We start from the raw sequence: 21,242 nt of genomic DNA on the forward strand, positions 1-21,242 counted from the left end.
ACGCCACGATTTAATAAGAAAAGACTTTACTTATTAAATACCTCAAATTAAATAAGTGATATATTTTTAAATAGGCGATACTCATGACCATATCCAGCCCGGCACAAACAATCCCATTATCGCCCTTCAAAAAGCTGACCATGGATGGTCGCTGGCTTGCGTCTCTCATCATGATTTTGGGTGTTGGGTCGGCAAGCATGAACAACTTCCTCTCCTCTGCCATCATGCCAGATATCATCCGCGATCTTGGCGGCCAGCAACGCGCCTTCTGGGTCCTCAGCTTGTTTCAGATCGGCTCCATTCTGGCAGGCACGGTCACAGGCTCGTTGAAAGCACGCATTGGCGCACGCCCCCTTTTTATCGCGGCGGCCCTGTCGTTTCTGGCAGGCTCATTCGTTGGCGGCGCTGCAAATTCACTGGAACACCTGCTGCTTGGCAGAATGCTGCAGGGCCTGGGCGAAGGCATGATTGTCTCCCTCTGCTATACGTTGATTTCAGACCTTTATCCGGAAAACGCCGTCTCCTCGGTCTTCGCTTTGCTCTCAGGAGTTTGGGCTGTCTCCGCAGGCATCGGCCCCCTCACCGCAGGTATCCTGACAGAAAGCTGGTCCTGGCGTGCAGTGTTTTACGCCAACCTGCCTCTGTCTTTGATGCTGCTCCTGCTGGCAATCACCGTCATCCCGTCCACCACCAGAGACAAAGCCACAACGACGCAATCCTCAGATAAGATGAGCATGTTCCCCCGCCTCGGACTTCTGGCTGTGGCGGTATTGCTCATTGCGTATGTGGGCGAACTGCGCAGCCTTCCCCGCATCACTGGCGCTCTAGGCATTGGCTTGATCCTGCTGTTCCTCGCCGTGAAATGGGATAAGAAAAGCACCAGTCCATTCATTCCTCGCAGCGCATTCAAGTTCACTGGCATTTTAGGCCTTGGCATGTGGGTCACGCTGCTGCTGTCCATCGCCAGCGCGGCTCGCGTTGTCTATGGCGCTGCTATGGGTCAGGTTCTTTGGGGGCTTTCCGTCACTCAGGCGTCCTATGCCATGGCCATCACAGCCTTCACATGGACAGCCGCAGCATGGATTGTCGCCCGCGTGCAGACACCGCACGCACAAACCTCTCTGATCCGTCTGGGAACCTTAAACATCATCGCTGGCACATTGCTCACCGTTGTTTCGCTCTACACCATGTCCCTATGGATCTTCCTGCTCTCCTCCGTCTTTAACGGAGCAGGCTTTGGCATGAGCAGCCAGTTCTTGAAAAAAGCAATCATTTACGCTGAAACCGATGACGAGCGTGACAGAGCCTCCGGTTTCATCGGGCCTCTGCAATCCGCAGGCATGGCCATTGGCGCAGCGCTGGCAGGCCTTCTGGCTGGCCTCTCCGGCTTCTCCGTTCCAGGTGCTGAAGACTTGATTACACTGGAAAATGCAGCGCAGTCCGGCCCGGTCCTGTTCCTCATCATGGCAGGCATCGCAAGCATTGCCGCTCTATTGGCGTTCAAGATGCCAAGAATGGTCTAGTCACATTGAAGGGAGGACAAACATGTGCCGCAAATGTGGAGACAACCCCGGACGTGATCCGCCAAAGCTTCAGGCACTGGCCGGTGCTTAAATCGCAACTTGCCAAAGTGAGTACCGATTTTCGGATCAGAACACGCAGGAAAGTAAGTCAGCGTGGAAGCGGCTGACCCGGTGGTGGCGGAGGCGCTCGTCGCAAAGGCTGATCAAAATACCTGTCAGGTCCATGCCCACGCCAACCAACACCATGCATGCGGTTCATCATCGCAAACATCATAATCACGGCAATCACCACAAGAACCAGCAGAGTCGTGATGATCGAAGTCGCAATCACCCATCCCCTGCTCGGCTTCCGCCCAATCGAAGCCCTCAACCCATCCAGCTCACGCCGCATATCTTCCGGTTCCATATCCTGCTCCATCAAAAACGATAGAACAATCCTCTCAGAAACACCGGAACACCAACTTACATCAATCGCTCACAATTGATGCACTCCCGAAAGCCTCTCACCTCACGCAAACGTCTCACCCCATTTCAGCAGTTCCAGCAGGATGGGGCCGACGGCTTGGCCTTTTTCGGTCAGGACGTAGTCGGCACGTGGAGGGTGGGAAGAGTAGAAGCGCTTTTTGAGGACACCGTGTTCCTCCAGCTTTTTCAGGCGAGTTGAGAGCGTGTTGGGACTGACCTTCAAACTCGTTTCAAGGTCTTTGAACTTACGCGGCCCATCCAGAAAAAACTCTCGTAATATCAAGAGACTCCACGGATCACCCAGCACGCCAAGCGAGCGCATGATGGGGCAGTTATCGCGATCAATTCCAGCAAGTTCAGGCGGCAGAAGAGAAGGGTCAAACTCAGTCATAAAAGCAGAGGTAGCATAGTAAATTCAAAAATGGAATTGACTCCTATATTTGAAGTCACTACTAATATTGAAGTTATTCAGGAGAACTCCCATGACTTCAATCATTCTGGAATTCATTGTTTTAGCCTTTGCTGTTATATTCCCTGCTACACTTGTTGCTATCGTCGCAAACAGAGCCAACCACGCGCAGCTATCCCCTCCCGCTCAATGTTGGGCCGTCGGCGTCTTCATCACATTGCTTGGGGTGTGGTTTGCAGCTGCCGTCTTGCTTGCCAAGGCAGATCTGTTCACGCTGCCCACCGAAGTCCCACAGGTTCCACGATTGATCCTTCTGCTTCTGGGCGGCTCCCTCACCGTATGGGCACTGGTAAACTTCACGGCAGCAGGACGCAAGATTCTGGAAGCCACAGACCAAAGCATCTTCATGAGAGTTCAAATCCTGCGTGTGATCGGCTTTGTGTTTCTAGTGGGATGGGCAATGGGGCCAGTGCCATGGGAATTTGCCATGCCAGCAGGTCTTGGAGATATCGCAACAGGCATTCTGGCCCTGTTTGCTTATAAAGCAGCCCGCAGCAACGCCGCCAACGCCCGCACTCTCATGATCCGTGTTCACATTCTCGGCCTGTTGGATTTCGTGGCCGCAATCGGCACAGGTGTCCTCACCTCAAACGGCTACTTCCACCTGCTCTCAACAGATGCTCCCAACATCATAGACAACTACCCCCTCGTCCTCGTCCCGGCCTTCTTCGTCCCCCTCTTCCTGACAGCGCATATTCTGTCGATCCAGAAGATGGTGACAGAAAATAGGAAAGAGAAAACGGTAGCAGCATAACTCTCAATTAATGCAGGAAAGCCCGTCCACTCTCCAGCCAGAAAGTCTCAACCCAACAAAAAAGCCGGTCTCCTCACAGAGACCGGCTTTCTTAATTCTCAACCAATGCAGCGGGTTAGCTGTCCAGGAAGCTCCGCAGTTTGCGGGAGCGGCTTGGGTGCTTCAGCTTACGCAGCGCTTTCGCTTCAATCTGACGAATACGCTCACGGGTAACGGAGAACTGCTGACCAACCTCTTCCAGAGTGTGGTCGGTGTTCATGCCGATGCCGAAGCGCATGCGCAGGACACGCTCTTCACGAGGTGTCAGCGATGCCAGAACGCGGGTCGTGGTCTCACGAAGGTTCGCCTGAATAGCCGCATCAATCGGCAGGATGGCGTTTTTATCCTCAATGAAGTCACCAAGATGGCTGTCTTCCTCGTCACCAATCGGTGTTTCAAGGGAGATAGGCTCCTTAGCGATCTTCAGCACCTTGCGAACCTTCTCAAGCGGCATCTGCAGCTTTTCAGAGAGCTCTTCCGGGGTTGGCTCACGGCCAATCTCGTGAAGCATCTGACGAGAGGTACGAACGATCTTGTTGATCGTCTCGATCATGTGCACCGGAATACGGATGGTGCGTGCCTGATCCGCGATGGACCGGGTGATCGCCTGACGAATCCACCAGGTCGCATAGGTGGAGAACTTGTAACCGCGGCGGTATTCAAACTTGTCTACCGCCTTCATGAGGCCAATATTACCTTCCTGAATAAGATCCAGGAACTGCAGGCCACGGTTGGTGTATTTCTTGGCAATGGAGATAACGAGACGAAGGTTCGCTTCCACCATTTCCTTCTTCGCGATACGTGCTTCGCGCTCACCCTTCTGCACCATGGAAACCAGGGTACGGAATTCGGTGATCTCAAGACCAGTCTCAGTCGCAAGCGTCTGAATCTCGCCGCGCAGTTCGCGGATCATATCGCCATCATTAGTCACAAACTTCTTCCAGCCACGGCCAGAAAGGTTTGCAACTTTGCGGATCCAGTTCGGATCCAATTCAGAACCCTGATAGTATTTGATGAAGTCAGCGCGGTTAACACCGTTGCTGTCTGCAAGACGCAGCAAGCGACCTTCATAACCCATCAGCATTTTGTTGATGGAGTAAAGCTGCTGAACCAGCGTCTCAATACGGTTGTTATTGAGGTGCAGGCTCTTCACTTCAACAATGATGTCTTCTTTGAGCTTCTTGTAACGACGCTCCTGAGACGGAGACAGAGTTTTGTTAGCCAGCTTGTTTTCAACCAGCTGATCCTGAAGCTTGCGCAGCTTCTTGTAATCCTCTGTGATCTTGTCAAAGATCTCAACGACCATAGGCTTCAGTTCTGCTTCCATTACAGAAAGAGAAACGTTTGCCTCGTACTCGTCGTCATCGTCATCAGTGGTTTCACCACCTTCTGCAGGTGCTTCACCCGGCGCACCCGAAGCGGTATCACCTGGTGCAGCAGCGGCAGGAGCCGCAGCACCGTTAGGCTTGCGGGCTTCTTCTTCCTTGCGCTTGCGGGCTTCTTCTTTTTCCTTAAGGCGCACGGCCTCAGGAACTTCACCCTCGCCAGCGTTTTCCTGCTCAGAAAGGTCATCATCAGATGGACCGTTCTTGTCATCAGGTCCGGAATATGTTGCATCCAGATCAATAATGTCACGCAGCAGAACCTTGCCTTCAGCCAGCTCCTCACCCCAGATGATAATCGCCTGGAAGGTCAGTGGGCTTTCACAAAGACCTGAGATCATAGCCTCACGGCCAGCCTCAATACGCTTTGCAATGGCAATTTCGCCTTCGCGGGACAACAGCTCAACAGAGCCCATCTCGCGCAGGTACATACGCACCGGATCATCGGTACGGTCTGTAGGTTCTTTGGCAGTCGTGGTTTTGGTAACAGCAGTAGAAGAAGCAACAACCAACTCACCGCCGTCTACAGCGGGTGGAGCTTCCTCTTCCTCTTTACCTTCTTCTGCATCTTCCGCCTCAACAACGTTGATGCCCATTTCAGAAAGAAGCGACATGGTGTCTTCAATCTGCTCAGAGCTCACCTGATCAGGTGGAAGAACTTCATTCAGTTCGTCATAAGTGATGTATCCGCGTTTTTTCGCGGACTTGATCATTTTCTTGACGGCGGCGACCGACAAATCCAAGAGAGGACCATCTTGTCCCTCTGCGCCTGCCGGTTCCTGCGTATCTTCAGCTTGTGTCGCCTTCGTCGCCATATTCTGCTCCAAAGTCGCTGGTCGTGCTCCAGCGAACTATCGCGTTACGCAATCAATCACCCCCGTGTTTGGACCACACAGGCGGCATTTGAATCACATTTGACTTTGGGGTTTAACGCAAAGTCCCTTAAACCTGACTTAACCCTGGTATCAAAATGTTTTCACGGAATTGAAAACCCAAAACTCATTCGGGCAGGACTACTCACCGGCATCCCTACCGTTTTAGGCCGTATCCGGCACATTCCAGGCATCGACAGCGCTGATTATCCGATTATGATATCGCCGCTTTAAAGACATCTAAGGTCTACGGGCGCTCGTATCGGCTGTCTGACTTAGTGTATGTAGCCCGCCTTTTGTGATTCGCAAGGGCGATTCGGCTTGGTCAATCTGATTCTGGGGGATTTTGGACAGTTCATTGCCTGTTTTTCTGGATAACTTTGAAAAACAAGAGTTCTTCCATCACAATTCCATCTCAAGTTGCCGTCAGCAATTCCTCTGAGGCAAGCAGATTAGCAGACCTGTAATCCCTCTTCTCAGATCAGACTAGAATAGATCCTTTTGAGGAGCGCATTTTCGCAGCACGCTCTGCCAGCTCCTGCTCATCACGCAGACAATCCTCACGCCGACGAGCCAAATCCTGTGTGAGGGCCTGAAACCGGCCCCAGCTTTCTTCGGTCAGATCCTGCTCCATGGCCCGCGTTTCATGTTCAAGCTCCTGCTCCAACATGCGCAACTCAAGCATATCTGCATAATTCAGGAACAGCATCTCCACGAAATCCTCGGGTGGGTCTTCCTTCAAAACCTGCAGACGGTTGGTCAGCGCATCCCAGCGGCGCAAGGTACTTGCCTTGCTGCCATCGCTTTCAGAGCTAGCACTCACGATGGCTTCCTGCAGGATTTGATAGAACCGTTCATCCAGCTTGTTGTAGATCTGCGTAACAGCCCCTTCAGCAAGGTCCGTCGCAATCCGAACCAACGCCGTCATAAACATGGAGTGCAGCTCGTTGGAATACGTCAGCTGCGAAATCCGTTCAAAGTGGCGGTCAAACAGCTCCGGATACATCAGGCACATGGTGCAGAAGCTGCGCTCCACCCCATAAGATGGCGTGTCGGGCGCTTCAACGCGGGCACGGGATGCCCACTCATCATCCGCGCCTTGTTTCTTGTTTCCGCGCCAGCCCTCATCACGACCGCCGCCGCTTTTGCCACGGTTCCGGCGGCTCTCCTCGTAAAACAAGTTGGAGAGCTTAAGACGCAGATCCATCCGGTAACGCTTCTGGACACGCTCATCCTTGATGGTGCCAACCAGATCTTCAACGGCCTTTTCCAGCGCAGCCTTGCGCTCAGGCGTATCTATCCGGGCTTGCTCGCTTTCACGGCGCCAAACCACTTCGGAGAGAGGCAAAGCCTTCTCAATCTCTCCATACATAGCAGCAGTGCCGCCAGCATTAATCACATCATCCGGATCCTGCCCGTCAGGCAAAAACGCAAACTGGAAGGACTTGCCGCTGGTGAGAACCGGAAGAATGCGATCCACGGCCCGATGCGCTGCAGAAATACCGGCAACGTCACCGTCAAAGCAGACCACAGGCTCATCAGCAAACTTCCAAAGCCGCATAATCTGGTCTTCGGTAAACGCAGTCCCCAAACTCGCAACCGTCGCCTTAATGCCAACCTGCCAGAGGGCAATGGCATCCATATACCCTTCCACCACAATCGCCTGCCCGCTCTCATAAGCAGGCTGCCGCGCACGATGCGCGTTAAACAGCATCGTCCCTTTGTGAAAGACGGGTGTCTCCGGTGAGTTCAGATATTTCGGTTGGCCATCCGGATCCATGGTCCGGCCACCAAAAGCAACCGCCCTACCCCGGTCATCATGGATCGGGATCATCAGACGATTGCGGAACCGGTCATAAGACGGACGTCCGTCCTCGGGTTTAATGAGCAAACCCACTTCAATCAGCTCAGCTTCAGTGACGTCTTTCGCCATCAAAGCCTTCTTCAGATTATCACGTCCCGGAGGTGCAAAGCCGAACTGAAACTCATTCAGCGTCTCAGCGCTCAAACCGCGCCGCTGCACATACTCTTGCGCAGCACGCCCGTCAGCAGACTGGAACACATGCCGGAAATAGCGCGCCGCCATCTCACAGACATCGGTCAGAGAATTGCGCTTTGCAGCTCGTTTTGCCGCCTGAGGATCGGGTGCAGGCATGGCGATTCCGGCCACACCGGCCAGTTCTTCCACAGCTTCGGGGAAACTGAGGCCCTCAGTCTCCATCAGAAACTTGAAATGATCTCCACTTTCACCACAGCCAAAGCACTTGTAGCGGTTGCGGCGCTCATCAACGTGAAAGCTGGGAGACTTCTCTGAATGGAAGGGACAACACGCCCAGTAATCACCCTTTCCGGGCTGCGATTTACGCCGATCCCAGGTTACACGCCGCCCCACCACATCTGTAAGCGAGACGCGGTTGCGAATGTCATCAAGAAAGAGCTGATCGAAACGCATAGTGGTCCAATTTGTCGTAGTGGCCTGAAAGCAGCTGAGCTGGGTATTATATAGCCGCGAAGGCCCCAAGAAGCCAGCAAAACCCCCATTTGCGCTGGCTTAACTCAATTAATCGCTTCAGGAAAAAAGAAAAGCCGCATCACGACGACGCGGCGGCCTGTAAGTGCTCCAAAAACGCTGACTTACTGCGGAGCACGCAGCATCTGCTTCACCATGCAACTGGCTTTCGCAAAGTCCATCTGGCCCGGATAACGTTCTTTCAGTTCAGCCATACAGCGGCCCATATCACGCAGTCCGCGCGCTTCAACGCACTCGACAACTGTTTGACAAACAAGCTTCATTTCGTACTCGCTGAGCTGAGACGGCAAGAACTCACGGATCATTTCCGCTTCTTCACGCTCCTGCACAGCAAGCTCTACTTTACCGCTCGCCTCACAATGCGCCGCTTCCTGTTCACGCTGGACAAGCATGGTGTGCAGGAGGTCCATCAGCTCTTCGTCGCTTAAGCCATCACGGCCTTGCTCACGAGCAGCCATATCCCGGTCCATAATGGCAGCGGTGATCAGGCGCAACGTGGCGGCACGTCTTTTGTTAGTGTCTTCTTGCGCGGCTTTCAGCGCATTCGCTATTTTGTCTCGCAACATACTAAAGGAACCCTGACGCGGAAACTTTAAAAGAGGCTCTCCAAATCCCGGATAATACGTCTCATCCGTCCGATTTGGGCTGATTTCCTGTAACTCGAGCGCTATTATTTCTACACGAGTGATATTGACCAGAGGAACCCCTTCTCCTATGGTCCCGGCCTTGATGCGACTGTGACGCGCCAAAGTCAAGTCCCTTCGGTGCGTTTCAGATGGACGCATACTGTCATCAACCGTATCAAGAAAGCAAGTGATGAAAGCTCAAGACGCGTGGTCAGCACCTAAACCTACCGCCCTCCTCGTTCTCGCAGACGGTACAGTCATTGAAGGCCGAGGCGTTGGAGCTCTTGGAAAAGCGTCCGGCGAAGTCTGCTTCAATACGGCAATGACCGGGTATGAAGAGATTCTCACAGACCCTTCCTATGCAGGACAGATCATCACCTTCACATTCCCTCATGTTGGTAACGTGGGCTCGAATGAAGATGATGTTGAGACTGTAGATATGGAAGGCACGTCTGGCGTACGTGGCGCAATTCTGCGAACCGACATCACCACTCCTTCCAACTATCGCTCTGGCAACCACTTCGACGCATGGCTCAAGGCACGAGGCATTGTTGGACTGACCGGCGTAGACACCCGCGCACTTACAGCCCTCATTCGCGAAAAAGGCATGCAGAACGCCGTTATCGCTCATAACGCTGATGGTGAGTTTGATGTGGAAGCGCTGAAAGCAGAAGCAGCCAGCCTCCCGGATCTGGAAGGCATGGACCTTGCAAAAGGCGTAAGCACTCAGAAAACCTACGACTGGAACGAAACCACCTGGGATTGGGATGACGGGTTTGGCGCCCAGACCAAACCAAGCCATCATGTGGTTGCTCTGGACTTTGGCGTGAAGCGTAACATCCTCCGCCTTCTGGCAGATGCTGGATGCCGCGTGACTGTTGTGCCTGCAACCACCTCTGCTGAAGACGTCCTCGCTCTTAAGCCGGATGGAGTATTCCTGTCCAACGGCCCCGGCGATCCAGCTGCAACCGGTGAATATGCAGTTCCAACCATCCGCAGCCTCGTGAAATCAGGTCTGCCAGTCTTCGGTATCTGTCTGGGTCACCAGATGCTCGCGCTTGCACTTGGTGGTACCACCACAAAGATGCATCAGGGTCATCATGGTGCAAACCACCCGGTTCACGATTACACCACCAACAAGGTTGAAATCACCAGCATGAACCACGGCTTTGCTGTGAGTGCTGGCAGCCTGCCAGACAACGTGGAAGAAACACACGTTTCCCTGTTTGACGGTACCAACTGCGGTCTGCGTGTAAAAGATGCACCTGTCTTCTCAGTACAGCACCATCCGGAAGCGTCTCCAGGCCCACAAGACAGCCACTACCTGTTCTCTCGCTTCATTGAGCTGATTGAGAACCACAAAACACCTGCCGCCGCTTAGAACGCGACGTGCTCTAAGCAAAACGGTACAGCAGAATGAATAAAAGCGGGGTCCAGTACCCCGCTTTTCTTTTGCCCGACCGTAAGCAGAACGTGACCGGAGACACCGCTTCAGCAACGTCAGGACAACAAAAAACCCGGCACCAAGGGAGCCGGGTTCCGTAACTCTTATCAGAAGCAATTAAGCCGCTTCTGTTTCCAGCATGCTGCTCAGTGCATGAGACACACCGCGAACTTCTGCAATCTGTTCCTGAAGCGCTTGCTCCTGCTCATGAAGCAGCTGCTCCTGCGCACCACAAATTTCCTGAAGTTCTTTAAGTTGCTCAGGACGAGGGCTGGAACCCTCAACGAGCTTGATAATACGACGAACTTCTGCCAGCGTCAGACCGATCTTCTTGGCCTGCAAAATGACCCGCATACGGCTCACATCACGACCTCTGTAGAAGCGGCGTGCTCCACGACGTACTGGGTTAAGAAGTCCCTTCTCCTCATAGAATCGAAGTGTACGCAGAGTGACGCTAAACAACTCTGACATTTCAGAGATTGCGAGCAGTTGACCGTCCCCATCGTCCTCACGAATAGGTCCAGCGATATCCGCAGCGACATCTAGCTTACTAGGAATACTGTTCATTTCCATTTGCCCGGTGGTTTGTATGTTAAACCTTAGAAGAGTTACAAAAGCTCATCATTTCAGCTCCCCACCCGGTGCCTCCATGAATTCCCCTAATAACTTTTGTACTCCCCCACTTCTGTACTAGCTTATGCAGTAGCATTTGATACCCACTCACACTGCGGAAGCTTTTCGATGTTCATTTGAACAATCTTCAATGCATCCCCAGTGAGGAATGAGTACCCCCACTTTCAAAGTCCTCAATGAAATCTATGATAATTCATATTGGACAATTGATAATCTACACAAGGAAACTGATAAAATATAGCCCGACATCGCATTTTTTACTTCGTAAATGCAACGTATACACTAGGACATCCGAGAATTAACATCATAAGTAGTTATACTAGATAAGTATTATAAAAAAATAGCGGCACCTACTTTTGCAGTTCCGCTGATTTATTCTACATTTTCCGGCAAATCTCCAAAGATGTTCCTGCGTTATCTGAGCTAATATACTATAGAAGCGTCAATTACATATTGTCTATAATATGTGAACATGACGAAGAGATAGCGAGAGTGAGCAATATAACTTCTAACTACTCTCCTTCTTTAGATCTGCTCTGACTTTATTCTTTCTCAGTAAAACGAAAATTGGCTGACCAAATGATCACTCTGCACATTTTTTAAACAGGATGTTCATTTTTCGCGCTGCAAAACTTTGAACTGCCGTCGCGTACAGAGGGGATAATGTGGAATCTGTCACATTAAAAGGCAAGATGCCCCAAAGATTCACTAAGCCAAAAGTGCCAGATTGTGCGCATTGCACAATTTTGGCCACCCAATTTCATTAATTGAAACATCTTCAGCATGTGCAAGCCAGAAGAAAGACACCGCATTCAGCAGGTAAACTCAATTTACCATCAAACACGTACTTGCGCTTAGCCCTTCAACAGGCCATTGACGATCCGTCTGATTTGAAATCTGAAAGTCGCATGACGATGAACATCCATCTTCTTGCCCTTCAGATTAGCCCGATACAGGATGAGTTCGTTTAACATGATTATCTCCTTGATGAGCCACGGGAATGGAAAGCCACCTCAGTTCTATGCAAAGAAATCACACAGGCTTACGGGAGTTTTCCTGAAACGCCACAATTATAAGCGCACTAATTGCACCTCATCAAGGTAAATGACGCAATTTTTGCGCCTTTTGCATTCTGTTATATGCAATGGTACGAATGCAGATTATTATGCATCAGTCTGTACAATGAATTTTCAGTCTGGGAATCATTAGGTTAGTATCATGAAACCATCTCAGTTTCGGGCTTGGCGCAAGTCGATGGGCTATAAGCAAAAAGAGGCAGCGGAACGCCTCGGCTTAAAAAAACGAATGATTCAGTATTATGAAAACGGCAATCGTGACGGTAAACCGGTAGAAATTCCGAAGTCTGTCCGGCTGGCTTGCTATGCCTTAAGCACTGGTATTGCTGACTTTGATGGTGAGAAAACCACAGAGAATGCGACTTTAGCTGAATAAACTCCCCTTAAGTCTTGAGAAAAAAAACCGGATTATTTCGGAAATAGGCGTTCGTCGGGGTTTATCATTACGCGAATATTTCTTATAACGCGCGCTCAGCCGACATACTCCTAAAGAGGGCACCACCAGAGCACCGATCGGGTGCACTGGTGCTTAAACGCGAGCACATGTGAGTCACCATGCCTAAACGCAATGACATCCAATCTATCATGATCATCGGGGCTGGCCCCATCGTGATTGGTCAAGCCTGTGAGTTCGATTATTCTGGAACTCAGGCTTGTAAGGCACTGCGAGATGAGGGCTACCGAATTATCTTGGTGAACTCAAATCCGGCGACCATCATGACAGATCCGGATCTGGCTGATGCAACCTACATCGAGCCAATCACCACGGACGCCGTTGAAAAGATCATCGCCAAGGAAAAGCCGGACGCGCTCCTGCCAACCATGGGCGGACAGACCGCACTCAACTGCGCGCTCGAACTGGACCGCAAAGGCGTGCTGAAGAAATACGGTGTTGAGATGATCGGAGCAAAAGCCGACGTCATCGACAAGGCTGAAGACCGTGAAAAATTCCGCGCGGCCATGGACAAGATCGGGCTGGAAAATCCACGCGCCGCAATCGCATCCTCTCCGCCAATCCTTGATGATGAAGGCAACATCACTGGGTATGATCGCGGTTCAGGCTATGCTGAAGCCATGCGCCAGATCGACAGCATCGGCCTGCCAGCTATCATTCGCCCTGCGTTTACGCTCGGCGGCACAGGCGGCGGCGTAGCGTATAACCGTGAAGAGTTTGAACAAATTGTTCGCTCCGGTATCGATGCGTCTCCAAACGGTCAGGTGCTCATCGACGAAAGCTTGCTCGGCTGGAAAGAATACGAGATGGAAGTGGTTCGCGACACAGCGGACAATTGCATCATCATCTGCTCCATTGAAAACATCGACCCGATGGGCGTCCACACGGGCGATTCCATTACGGTTGCCCCTGCCCTGACCCTCACCGACAAAGAATACCAGATCATGCGGAACGCCTCGATTGCGGTTCTACGTGAGATCGGCGTCGAAACAGGCGGATCAAACGTTCAGTTCGCGGTCAACCCGGCAGATGGCCGTCTCGTTGTGATCGAGATGAACCCACGTGTGTCCCGTTCTTCCGCGCTGGCATCTAAAGCAACAGGCTTCCCGATTGCGAAAATCGCGGCAAAGCTCGCTGTTGGCTACACCCTTGATGAGTTGGAAAACGACATCACCGGCGGAGCAACACCGGCATCGTTTGAGCCAACAATCGACTACGTCGTCACCAAGATCCCACGTTTCGCATTTGAAAAGTTCCCCGGCTCTGAGCCAACCCTGACAACAGCTATGAAGTCTGTTGGTGAAGTGATGGCCATTGGCCGTACCTTCAAGGAAAGCCTCCAGAAAGCTCTGCGTGGTCTGGAAACAGGTCTGACAGGCCTCGACCCAATCGAAGTCGAAGGTCTTGGCCAAGGCGAAGACTACACCGCGATCCGCAAAGCTCTGGCTGTCCCAACACCAGATCGCCTGCTCAACGTGGCTCAGGCTATGCGCCTGGGCACCTCTGCAAAAGAAATCCACGACATCTGTAAGATTGATCCGTGGTTCCTGGAGCAGATGCAAGAAATCGTGGACATGGAAGCAAAGATCATCGAGCACGGCCTGCCGGACAACGCAGCCGCCATGCGCATGGTCAAAGCTATGGGATTCTCAGACAGCCGTCTTGCGGTTCTCACCCAGACGACTGCTGACAAAGTAGCAGCTCTGCGGGCTGAGCTCGACGTGAAGCCAGTTTATAAGCGCATTGATACCTGCGCCGCAGAATTCGCGTCTCCAACGCCTTACATGTACTCCACCTACGAGACACCAACACCGGGTCTGCCTTCCTGCGAAGCAAACCCAAGTGAGAAGCAAAAGGTTGTCATTCTGGGTGGTGGTCCAAACCGGATCGGTCAGGGCATCGAGTTCGATTACTGCTGCTGCCATGCTGCGTTTGCGTTGAAAGATGCTGGTTTTGAGGCCATCATGATCAACTGTAACCCGGAAACAGTCTCAACAGACTACGACACCTCAGATCGTCTCTACTTCGAATCTCTGACCTCTGAAGACGTGCTGGAAATCCTCCGCCTTGAAAACTCCAAGGGCACACTGAAGGGTGTTATCGTTCAGTTCGGTGGTCAGACACCTCTGAAACTGGCACAGGCACTCGTAGAAGCTGGCATCCCAATCCTCGGCACATCTCCAGACATGATCGACCTTGCTGAAGATCGTGACCGGTTCCAGCGTCTGCTGCACAGAATTGACCTGAAACAGCCAGAAAACGGCATCGCCTATTCTGTTGAACAGGGCCGCCTCATTGCCAATCAGCTTGGCCTGCCGCTCGTCGTCCGCCCGTCCTACGTGCTGGGTGGCCGTGCAATGCAGATCATTCGCGACGAGGAAGCACTCAACAACTACCTGCTCGGCACACTGCCAGAGCTGGTTCCACATGATGTCCGTGCCAAGTACCCGAACGATAAAACCGGCCAGATCAACACCCTGCTCGGCACCAACCCGCTTCTGTTCGACCGCTATCTCGACGGCGCGATCGAAGTGGATGTGGACGCTCTGTGTGATGGTGAAGACGTCTTCATCTGTGGCATCATGGAACACATCGAAGAAGCAGGCATCCATTCCGGCGACAGCGCATGTTCTCTGCCAGCCTACACGCTGGATGATGAAACACTTGCCAGACTGGAAGAGCAAGGCCGCAAACTCGCGCTGGAGCTCAACGTTGTTGGCCTCATGAACGTGCAGTTCGCAATCAAGGACGGAGAGATCTACGTCCTGGAAGTGAACCCGCGTGCATCAAGAACAGTGCCGTTCGTTGCAAAAACCATTGGCGTGCCGATTGCAAAAATCGCAGCCCGCGTCATGGCAGGCGAGAAACTGTCAAGCTTTGACCTCAAGCCCAAACAGCTTGACCATGTCGCAGTGAAGGAAGCGGTCTTCCCGTTTGCTCGCTTCCCGGGTGTTGATACGGTTCTCGGTCCTGAGATGCGCTCTACCGGTGAAGTCATGGGTCTGGACACCGACTTCTCCTTCGCATTCGCCAAGTCACAGCTCGGCGGAGGCACCGTTATTCCGGAAGGTGGGACAGTCTTCATCTCATTGAAAGATGCAGATAAGTCGAAAATTCTTGAAGCAGCTAAAAAACTTGTAGCATCAGGGTTTTCCATTATATCCACCGAAGGCACGCAAAGATACTTGGAAAACCAAGGCATCCCGTGCGCAAAGGTCAATAAGGTGCTTGAAGGGCGTCCTCATATCGTTGATGCTATCAAGAACGGAGAAGTTCAGCTCGTCTTCAATACAACCGAAGGCGCACAAGCACTCTCCGACAGTCGGTCACTTCGTCAAGCTGCGCTGATGAACAAGGTTCCTTACTACACAACTGTGGCAGGAGCCGTAGCAGCAGCTCAAGGCATCGAAGCTTTCCGAGCGAAAACGCTTGAAGTAAGGTCCCTACAATCTTACTTCTGCTAAGATAGTTTAACAGGTCCGGGTTGAGGCTTCTCAGCCCGGTCAGTTTTTTAGTGTGATGGGCCACACCACCACAACGTAAGAAAGGTGTACGAGCCATGGAAAAGGTACCTATGACGCCGGAAGGTTATGTGATGCTCACAGAAGAGCTTAAGCATCGCACGACCGGAGAACGCCCGCGCATTATCGCAGCCATTTCCGAAGCACGTGCTCACGGTGATCTTTCAGAGAATGCGGAATACCACGCAGCGAAGGAACAGCAGAGCCTGAACGAAGGCCGGATCAACGAACTGGAAGCTCTTCTGGGACTTGCAGAAATCATCGATCTGACCAAACTCAGCGGCGATACTGTCAAATTCGGTGCAACCGTATCTCTCATTGACGAAGATACCGAGGAAGAAAAGAAGTACATGATCGTTGGTGATGTTGAAGCTGACGTAAAACGTGGACGCATTTCTATCTCCTCTCCAATTGCACGCGCACTCATCGGCAAGTCTGTTGGTGACAGCGTCGAAGTGACTGCTCCAGGTGGCGCACGCGGTTACGAGATTACTGAAGTCCAATTCGGTTAAGTAAATTGTAGAGCTGAATTCAGCGTTTCAAGACTTCTCATGAACTGAGATAATCTTTGCCGAATTTCAGAACCATATGATTTCAAGAAATGAAAGTGCCGCTCTGAGCGGCATTTTTTATGCAACCCACACGAGTTATCCACTAATTACAGAACAAACAATCGGTTCTTCGATAAGTTAACGTATTTACTTCAAAAATCTGAAAAAGCAGCAAAACCCTGCGACAATCTGGCACGTATCCCTGCCTAAAAAGCTCATATCACATCACAATCTGCGCTTACTAACACAATTATAAGTATATATTCGGCATTTTGCATGGATAAATCTACTTACTGTTAACCCTTGTAAATGCAAATGATCTCGACAAATTGACGGGAAATTTGCTGCCATGACCACCAATTCATTTTCAGGTCTGAAAAGCCAGCTCGGTTTTTTCAAAATTGATAGTCAGACCATACAAACACTTTCAGATCTCTGGCCCAGTGTTGAGGGCCACCTAACACAGATTTTGAGTGACTTTTACAACCACGTTCAGCGTGATCCGGAACTGAAGAAAAAGGTATCCGGCAAAGTTGATGGCTTGAAATCAGCTCAAGCAAGCCACTGGAAGATCCTGTTCACCGGCGGTTTTGACTCCACCTACATGGAGCGCGTTGACAAGATTGGCCGCGCCCACGTGTACACTGACCTTGAGCCGGATTGGTATATCGGTGGTTATACGTTTATTCTGGAAGAGCTGACCAAAGTGCTCGCCAGCAAGATGCGCTTTTCGCCAGGGCGTTTGTCACGCAGCCTGATTGCTCTTCAAAAAGCAGTTATGTTCGACATGGGCCAGGCAGTCTCCGCCTACCATCGTCACTACACAGAAGAGCGTGATGAGCGCACCCATCAGCTTGAAGATGCCATCAACGCTTTTGAGCGGACAATCACCAAGCGGATAGAGCAGACGGCAGAAGCCGGCAATCGCGTCGAAAACTCTGCACTCACTCTCCGCGAGACATCCGAGCAAAGCAAAATGGCTGCAGAAGCTGCGAGCCAGTCTGCTGACTACACAGCCTCAGATGTCCACTCCGGTGCGGCAGCGGTTGAAGAAATGTCTGCCAACGTCGCCGAAATCGGTTCGCAAGTGACCCGCTCTGCAGAAACAGCACAGACTGTTTCCAAAGATGCAGAACGCACCAACGACACCGTCCTCGGCTTGCAGACAGCAACCAACGAGATTGGCGCAGTGACAGAGCTCATAAGCGCGATTGCGGAACAGACCAACCTTCTGGCCCTCAACGCAACCATTGAGGCAGCCCGTGCAGGTGATGCAGGCCGCGGCTTTGCCGTTGTGGCAAGCGAAGTGAAAGATCTCGCAAGCCAGACAGGTCAGGCAACTGACGAGATCGCCTCCAAAATCAGTGCTATTCAGAGTGAAACCAAGCGCTGTGTGGAAGAGATTTCAGCTATCTCCCAAAAGATTGAGGAGGTCAGTTCAACCGCAACTGCAATTGCTGATGCAGTGGATCAACAGGCCATCGCAACCAACGAAATCTCTTCGAGCATTCAGTCCGCCTCTCAAAATGCGAAGGGCGTGACAAGCGAGCTAAGCAACATCCTTGCAACTGCTGACGAATCCAAACGTGCTGTTGCCACGGCAACATCCGCTGCGACAGAACTCAGCCAGCAGAGCGAAGCAATTTCAGAAGAAATCTCTCATTTCTTCTCAAGCATCCGCTGCCTTTGATTGTCGCGGCGACAGCTCAAGCATTCCAGAACGGCCTTCTTCAAGAGGGCCGTTTTTGCATCTGCAATCCAGAATCGCCGCTCACAAAACCAGCTGGCACACGTCCCTAAACACCAAGAAGAAAAACAAAAAAGGGAACGCAATGTCCATCAAGTTCAAACTGGTCGATGAAAGCGGTCTGCCCGGCTCCACGGCACATATCTGGGTCGCAGGCTGGATCAACGGAGGGTCACAGAAACACTTCAAGGTCCTGGAAGGAAACAATTTCACAAGACCCAGCACGACAAACGCACCAACCAGCGTTCCGTTTCAAAAGCTCTCGGATATCGGTGATGTAGTGTTAGAGGACAAAACCAACGGTGATGACCGCTTCCTGTTTGTTGTCTCCAAAGACAAGCCGCAGGACCTCACAGTCACAAACAACAATCCAATCCAATACACCCAGTACCCTTATGCCAACACACCGGGCGTAGAGGCTCCCGGCCCGTTTGACGTTTTCGAGTTTGGTCTGGATGCTCAGCTAAATCTCTCCGCTGTGAGCGGCTTTGGCCTCAACCTTCGCTTCGATGTCGAAGGCCCGGATGGCCCACAATATGGCATGCGCAAAGATGTAACACGGTCTCAGATTGCCGAGGCTTTCACAAAGTTCATGAAGAACGAAGCAAAGACAGATCCGGCAGCTGCTCACTTCCTTCCTCTGCTATACTCTACGCCGCTCACAAAAGGCGGGTTCCAGCCACCCATTGTCGACAATCAGTTCTTTGCCATCTGTGATCCCAACGACTGGCTCGCTTCAAAATCCGGCAACTACCAGAAAACGACGGATGATCCCTTGGCAACCTATTGGGATGAAACCCTCGACCGTTTCTTCTCACCGGGAAACGTCTTGAGCATCAATCTCGGTTCAAAAGCGGCTCCTCGCTTGTATGAAGGAAGCTGCACCACACAGGCTCGCTCTGGTTCAACCGAGCAAACCCAAGTCTATACGCTGACAGGCCCAGCTGGCACTTTCCACTTCTACAAGCCGGAAAGCGGCCTGACGAGCAGCCAATACGTCTTCCAACAGTCCTTCGGTGTCGGTTTAACTCCGGCAGGGGCTGCAGGAGATGCAGGCCTGCTCCAGGACAGCATCTGGGAAGCGCTGTGCCGCGGTGTAGCACTAGACGGCGTGTTGGCCGCAGAAACAACAGAAAGCGCGCAGGCAGCCTTTAGCACCACAAAATGGAACGATTGGAGCAAGTGGTACGAGGCAGGCAAGACATGCCACTATTACTCAAAGTTCTTGCACTACAGCGACAGTGATGGAAACGACTCACGCCTTTCCGGCAAACCATCCCTCATGCTCAATCAGGCAGCCTATGGCTTCAGCATGGATGAAAACCCGGTTGGCCCCTATGACGGCCCAGAAGTGCCCTCAAAAACGACCGACAATGTGAAATCTGGCACAGTCACCATAACCGTTGGCAAGTGGACATAACCCAGTTGCCCGCATGCAAAACCACGCATAAAAAAAACGGCCTTCCTACGCGAAGGCCGTTTGCAAATTCTCCCGGATCGAAAGCCTAGAAATACTCAGACTTATCAATCGGCACGTTTGGCTCATCCTTGATACGACGGATGGTCAGTGCAGTGCGAACGTGATCCACATTCTTTGTGGAGGTCACATCGCGAATAATGAAGTTCTGGAAGGTTTCCAGATCTTTAGCCGTACAGCGCATGATGAAGTCAACTTCACCGGACACCATGTAGCTCTCCCGAACCAACGGCCATTCCTTGACTTGCGCTTCAAATGAGACGAGGTCATTCTCTGTTTGGTTATGCAATCCAACCATGACAAAGGCGGTGACTTCATACCCCAGTTGTTTCTCATCAAGTAGCGTGCGGTAGCCGCGAATGAGTCCTGCTTCTTCCAGGGCTCGAACCCTGCGCAAACATGGGGGCGCAGAAATTCCTACACGACGAGCCAGCTCCACATTGGTAATGCGGCCGTCTCCCTGCAGCTCCTTCAAAATTTGCCAGTCGATCGAATCCAGACGCGCTTTCAAGCTCGTCTCCTTTGCTTGTCCTATTGGATTAACAGTTAACCTGTTTTACAACACTGCCTAAAACACGAAGTTAGGCGAAATGCTAGTTTATTGCTTATTTGCGACAGACTATATCAACAAATAGCATTTTGCAGACACTTCCCGAAAGCTGGGGGAACAAAATGTCGCAAAACCTGTGGGTTTTAACAGATGGCAAGATCGGAGACGTAGCACAATGCATCGGTGTAGCCGACGCGTTGGGACTGCCCTACGAAATTCGATTAGTTGCCCCCCGCAAGCTCTTTACCTACGCAATGCCTTGGGGACCAATCGATCCCAAAGACGCACCACACAAGCTAGAAAGCCCGCTTGCACCCCCATATCCCGCGGTCGCGATTGCATCCGGGCGCAGAGCGGTGCCCTACTTACGCGCACTAAAGCGGCTTTCCAAGGGCCAGACCTTTACTGTTTTCCTCAAGGACCCAAAGATCAACAGCAAATTTGCTGATTTTGTCTGGGCGCCGGAACATGACGGAATTTCTGGGAAAAACATAGTAACAACACTTACGTCACCTCACCGTTTCTCAGCGCAAAAACTGCAGGACGCGCGCGACAACCCGCTTGAGGCAATCGCAGCGCTGCCAAAACCCAAAGCAGCAGTCCTGATTGGCGGCAATTCCCAGCATCACACCTTTACGCCCGACAATATCAACACGCTTCTCGCCGCACTTAAAAACCTGTCGCAAACCCACTCGCTCATGATCACCTGCTCCCGCCGCACCCCAAGAGAGCTGGCGACGCAGCTGCATGATCTGGGCAGATCAGAAGGTCATCTCTTCTGGAATGGAGAGGGTGAAAACCCCATCGCCCAGTACCTGGCCAACGCAGAAATCACAGTGGTTACAACAGATTCCACCAATATGGTGGGGGAAGCTTCAGCCACCGGAAAGCCTATCTACGGCTTCCGCCCAACAGGTAGTCACAGAAAGTTTGATAGGTTTTTATCAAGAATGGAGGATTTGGGAGTACTTCATCCCTTCCCCGGAGACATATTAGCACCTACTTATGAACCGATAGACGCTACACCGGATATTGCGGATGCCATATCCAAAGCGATTGAACAAAAGCAAACGAGCGGATAGAACCCCTCCCTAACACGGCACTGGTACTATCCAAGCGCGCACGAAAT

The 21,242-nt window shown here is 51.9% G+C and carries 16 protein-coding genes; 9 read left to right on the forward strand and 7 right to left on the reverse strand.

What is annotated here, in order from left to right:
- The first annotated feature begins 83 nt into the window (after positions 1 to 83).
- Entirely contained in the window at positions 84 to 1,523 is a 1,440-nt protein-coding gene (locus PsAD26_RS24775) for an MFS transporter (RefSeq protein WP_208985841.1), read from the forward strand.
- Between the two features lie 148 nt (positions 1,524 to 1,671).
- Here PsAD26_RS24775 and PsAD26_RS24780 read toward each other — a convergent pair whose 3' ends face one another.
- Complete coding sequence (locus PsAD26_RS24780) at positions 1,672 to 1,929, reverse strand: hypothetical protein (RefSeq protein WP_057461158.1); 258 nt, start codon at positions 1,927 to 1,929, stop codon at positions 1,672 to 1,674.
- Between the two features lie 102 nt (positions 1,930 to 2,031).
- On the reverse strand, positions 2,032 to 2,379 hold the full coding sequence (locus PsAD26_RS24785; RefSeq protein ID WP_057461116.1) for a helix-turn-helix domain-containing protein: 348 nt from the start codon (positions 2,377 to 2,379) through the stop codon (positions 2,032 to 2,034).
- A 91-nt stretch (positions 2,380 to 2,470) separates the two neighbouring features.
- Between PsAD26_RS24785 and PsAD26_RS24790 the strand changes: the two genes are divergently transcribed.
- The gene (locus PsAD26_RS24790) at positions 2,471 to 3,211 is read left to right on the forward strand and encodes a hypothetical protein (protein ID WP_063312528.1); all 741 of its coding nucleotides are present in this window, start codon (positions 2,471 to 2,473) and stop codon (positions 3,209 to 3,211) included.
- 115 nt (positions 3,212 to 3,326) lie between these two features.
- Here the strand turns inward: PsAD26_RS24790 and rpoD are convergent, their stop codons facing one another.
- The 3 genes from rpoD to PsAD26_RS24805 all read right to left on the reverse strand — a co-directional run bounded on the left by rpoD (position 3,327) and on the right by PsAD26_RS24805 (position 8,600).
- A complete protein-coding gene (gene rpoD, locus PsAD26_RS24795; RefSeq protein ID WP_057461117.1) occupies positions 3,327 to 5,447 on the reverse strand; it encodes an RNA polymerase sigma factor RpoD in 2,121 nt (706 codons plus the stop codon).
- Between the two features lie 538 nt (positions 5,448 to 5,985).
- A complete protein-coding gene (gene dnaG / locus PsAD26_RS24800; protein ID WP_063312529.1) occupies positions 5,986 to 7,956 on the reverse strand; it encodes a DNA primase in 1,971 nt (656 codons plus the stop codon).
- A 182-nt stretch (positions 7,957 to 8,138) separates the two neighbouring features.
- The gene (locus PsAD26_RS24805) at positions 8,139 to 8,600 is read right to left on the reverse strand and encodes a GatB/YqeY domain-containing protein (protein ID WP_057461119.1); all 462 of its coding nucleotides are present in this window, start codon (positions 8,598 to 8,600) and stop codon (positions 8,139 to 8,141) included.
- 250 nt (positions 8,601 to 8,850) lie between these two features.
- On the opposite strand from PsAD26_RS24805, the gene carA reads away from it, so the two are divergent.
- Entirely contained in the window at positions 8,851 to 10,041 is a 1,191-nt protein-coding gene (gene carA, locus PsAD26_RS24810) for a glutamine-hydrolyzing carbamoyl-phosphate synthase small subunit (RefSeq protein WP_063312530.1), read from the forward strand.
- Positions 10,042 to 10,221: 180 nt separating this feature from the next.
- Here the strand turns inward: carA and PsAD26_RS24815 are convergent, their stop codons facing one another.
- Positions 10,222 to 10,671, reverse strand: a complete 450-nt coding sequence (locus tag PsAD26_RS24815) for a MerR family transcriptional regulator (protein ID WP_208860172.1) — start codon at positions 10,669 to 10,671, stop codon at positions 10,222 to 10,224.
- Between the two features lie 1,284 nt (positions 10,672 to 11,955).
- Between PsAD26_RS24815 and PsAD26_RS24820 the strand changes: the two genes are divergently transcribed.
- From PsAD26_RS24820 to PsAD26_RS24840, 5 genes are all read left to right on the forward strand, one after another.
- Positions 11,956 to 12,189, forward strand: coding sequence for a helix-turn-helix transcriptional regulator (locus tag PsAD26_RS24820; RefSeq protein WP_063298249.1), 234 nt, complete (start codon positions 11,956 to 11,958; stop codon positions 12,187 to 12,189).
- Between the two features lie 179 nt (positions 12,190 to 12,368).
- Entirely contained in the window at positions 12,369 to 15,731 is a 3,363-nt protein-coding gene (gene carB, locus PsAD26_RS24825; RefSeq protein ID WP_063312531.1) for a carbamoyl-phosphate synthase large subunit, read from the forward strand.
- A 95-nt stretch (positions 15,732 to 15,826) separates the two neighbouring features.
- A complete protein-coding gene (greA, locus tag PsAD26_RS24830; protein ID WP_057461124.1) occupies positions 15,827 to 16,300 on the forward strand; it encodes a transcription elongation factor GreA in 474 nt (157 codons plus the stop codon).
- 388 nt (positions 16,301 to 16,688) lie between these two features.
- Positions 16,689 to 18,029 carry a globin-coupled sensor protein gene (locus tag PsAD26_RS24835; protein WP_063312532.1) on the forward strand — a complete coding sequence of 447 codons (1,341 nt, stop codon included), beginning with the start codon at positions 16,689 to 16,691 and terminating at the stop codon, positions 18,027 to 18,029.
- A gap of 142 nt (positions 18,030 to 18,171) precedes the next feature.
- Positions 18,172 to 19,506 (forward strand): hypothetical protein, encoded by a 1,335-nt coding sequence (locus PsAD26_RS24840; protein ID WP_153041577.1) that lies wholly within the window; start codon positions 18,172 to 18,174, stop codon positions 19,504 to 19,506.
- Positions 19,507 to 19,591: 85 nt separating this feature from the next.
- Here the strand turns inward: PsAD26_RS24840 and PsAD26_RS24845 are convergent, their stop codons facing one another.
- Positions 19,592 to 20,074 carry an Lrp/AsnC family transcriptional regulator gene (locus PsAD26_RS24845; protein WP_063312534.1) on the reverse strand — a complete coding sequence of 161 codons (483 nt, stop codon included), beginning with the start codon at positions 20,072 to 20,074 and terminating at the stop codon, positions 19,592 to 19,594.
- Positions 20,075 to 20,235: 161 nt separating this feature from the next.
- On the opposite strand from PsAD26_RS24845, the gene PsAD26_RS24850 reads away from it, so the two are divergent.
- Entirely contained in the window at positions 20,236 to 21,195 is a 960-nt protein-coding gene (locus PsAD26_RS24850) for a mitochondrial fission ELM1 family protein (RefSeq protein ID WP_063312535.1), read from the forward strand.
- Positions 21,196 to 21,242: the final 47 nt, after the last annotated feature.

The sequence above is a fragment of the Pseudovibrio sp. Ad26 genome, from assembly GCF_001623285.1.
Classification (GTDB): Bacteria; Pseudomonadota; Alphaproteobacteria; order Rhizobiales; family Stappiaceae; genus Pseudovibrio; species Pseudovibrio ascidiaceicola.

Excerpts from the sequence above, each read along its gene's own strand:
- PsAD26_RS24775 (WP_208985841.1), top strand. The coding sequence starts at position 84 with ATGACCATATCCAGCCCGGCACAAACAATCCCATTATCGCCCTTCAAA.
- PsAD26_RS24840 (WP_153041577.1), top strand. The coding sequence starts at position 18,172 with ATGTCCATCAAGTTCAAACTGGTCGATGAAAGCGGTCTGCCCGGCTCC.
- PsAD26_RS24820 (WP_063298249.1), top strand. The coding sequence starts at position 11,956 with ATGAAACCATCTCAGTTTCGGGCTTGGCGCAAGTCGATGGGCTATAAG.
- carB (WP_063312531.1), top strand. The coding sequence starts at position 12,369 with ATGCCTAAACGCAATGACATCCAATCTATCATGATCATCGGGGCTGGC.
- PsAD26_RS24835 (WP_063312532.1), top strand. The coding sequence starts at position 16,689 with ATGACCACCAATTCATTTTCAGGTCTGAAAAGCCAGCTCGGTTTTTTC.
- PsAD26_RS24805 (WP_057461119.1), bottom strand. The coding sequence starts at position 8,600 with ATGTTGCGAGACAAAATAGCGAATGCGCTGAAAGCCGCGCAAGAAGAC.
- PsAD26_RS24815 (WP_208860172.1), bottom strand. The coding sequence starts at position 10,671 with ATGAACAGTATTCCTAGTAAGCTAGATGTCGCTGCGGATATCGCTGGA.
- PsAD26_RS24790 (WP_063312528.1), top strand. The coding sequence starts at position 2,471 with ATGACTTCAATCATTCTGGAATTCATTGTTTTAGCCTTTGCTGTTATA.
- PsAD26_RS24780 (WP_057461158.1), bottom strand. The coding sequence starts at position 1,929 with ATGGAACCGGAAGATATGCGGCGTGAGCTGGATGGGTTGAGGGCTTCG.
- dnaG (WP_063312529.1), bottom strand. The coding sequence starts at position 7,956 with ATGCGTTTCGATCAGCTCTTTCTTGATGACATTCGCAACCGCGTCTCG.
- PsAD26_RS24785 (WP_057461116.1), bottom strand. The coding sequence starts at position 2,379 with ATGACTGAGTTTGACCCTTCTCTTCTGCCGCCTGAACTTGCTGGAATT.
- greA (WP_057461124.1), top strand. The coding sequence starts at position 15,827 with ATGGAAAAGGTACCTATGACGCCGGAAGGTTATGTGATGCTCACAGAA.
- carA (WP_063312530.1), top strand. The coding sequence starts at position 8,851 with ATGAAAGCTCAAGACGCGTGGTCAGCACCTAAACCTACCGCCCTCCTC.
- rpoD (WP_057461117.1), bottom strand. The coding sequence starts at position 5,447 with ATGGCGACGAAGGCGACACAAGCTGAAGATACGCAGGAACCGGCAGGC.
- PsAD26_RS24850 (WP_063312535.1), top strand. The coding sequence starts at position 20,236 with ATGTCGCAAAACCTGTGGGTTTTAACAGATGGCAAGATCGGAGACGTA.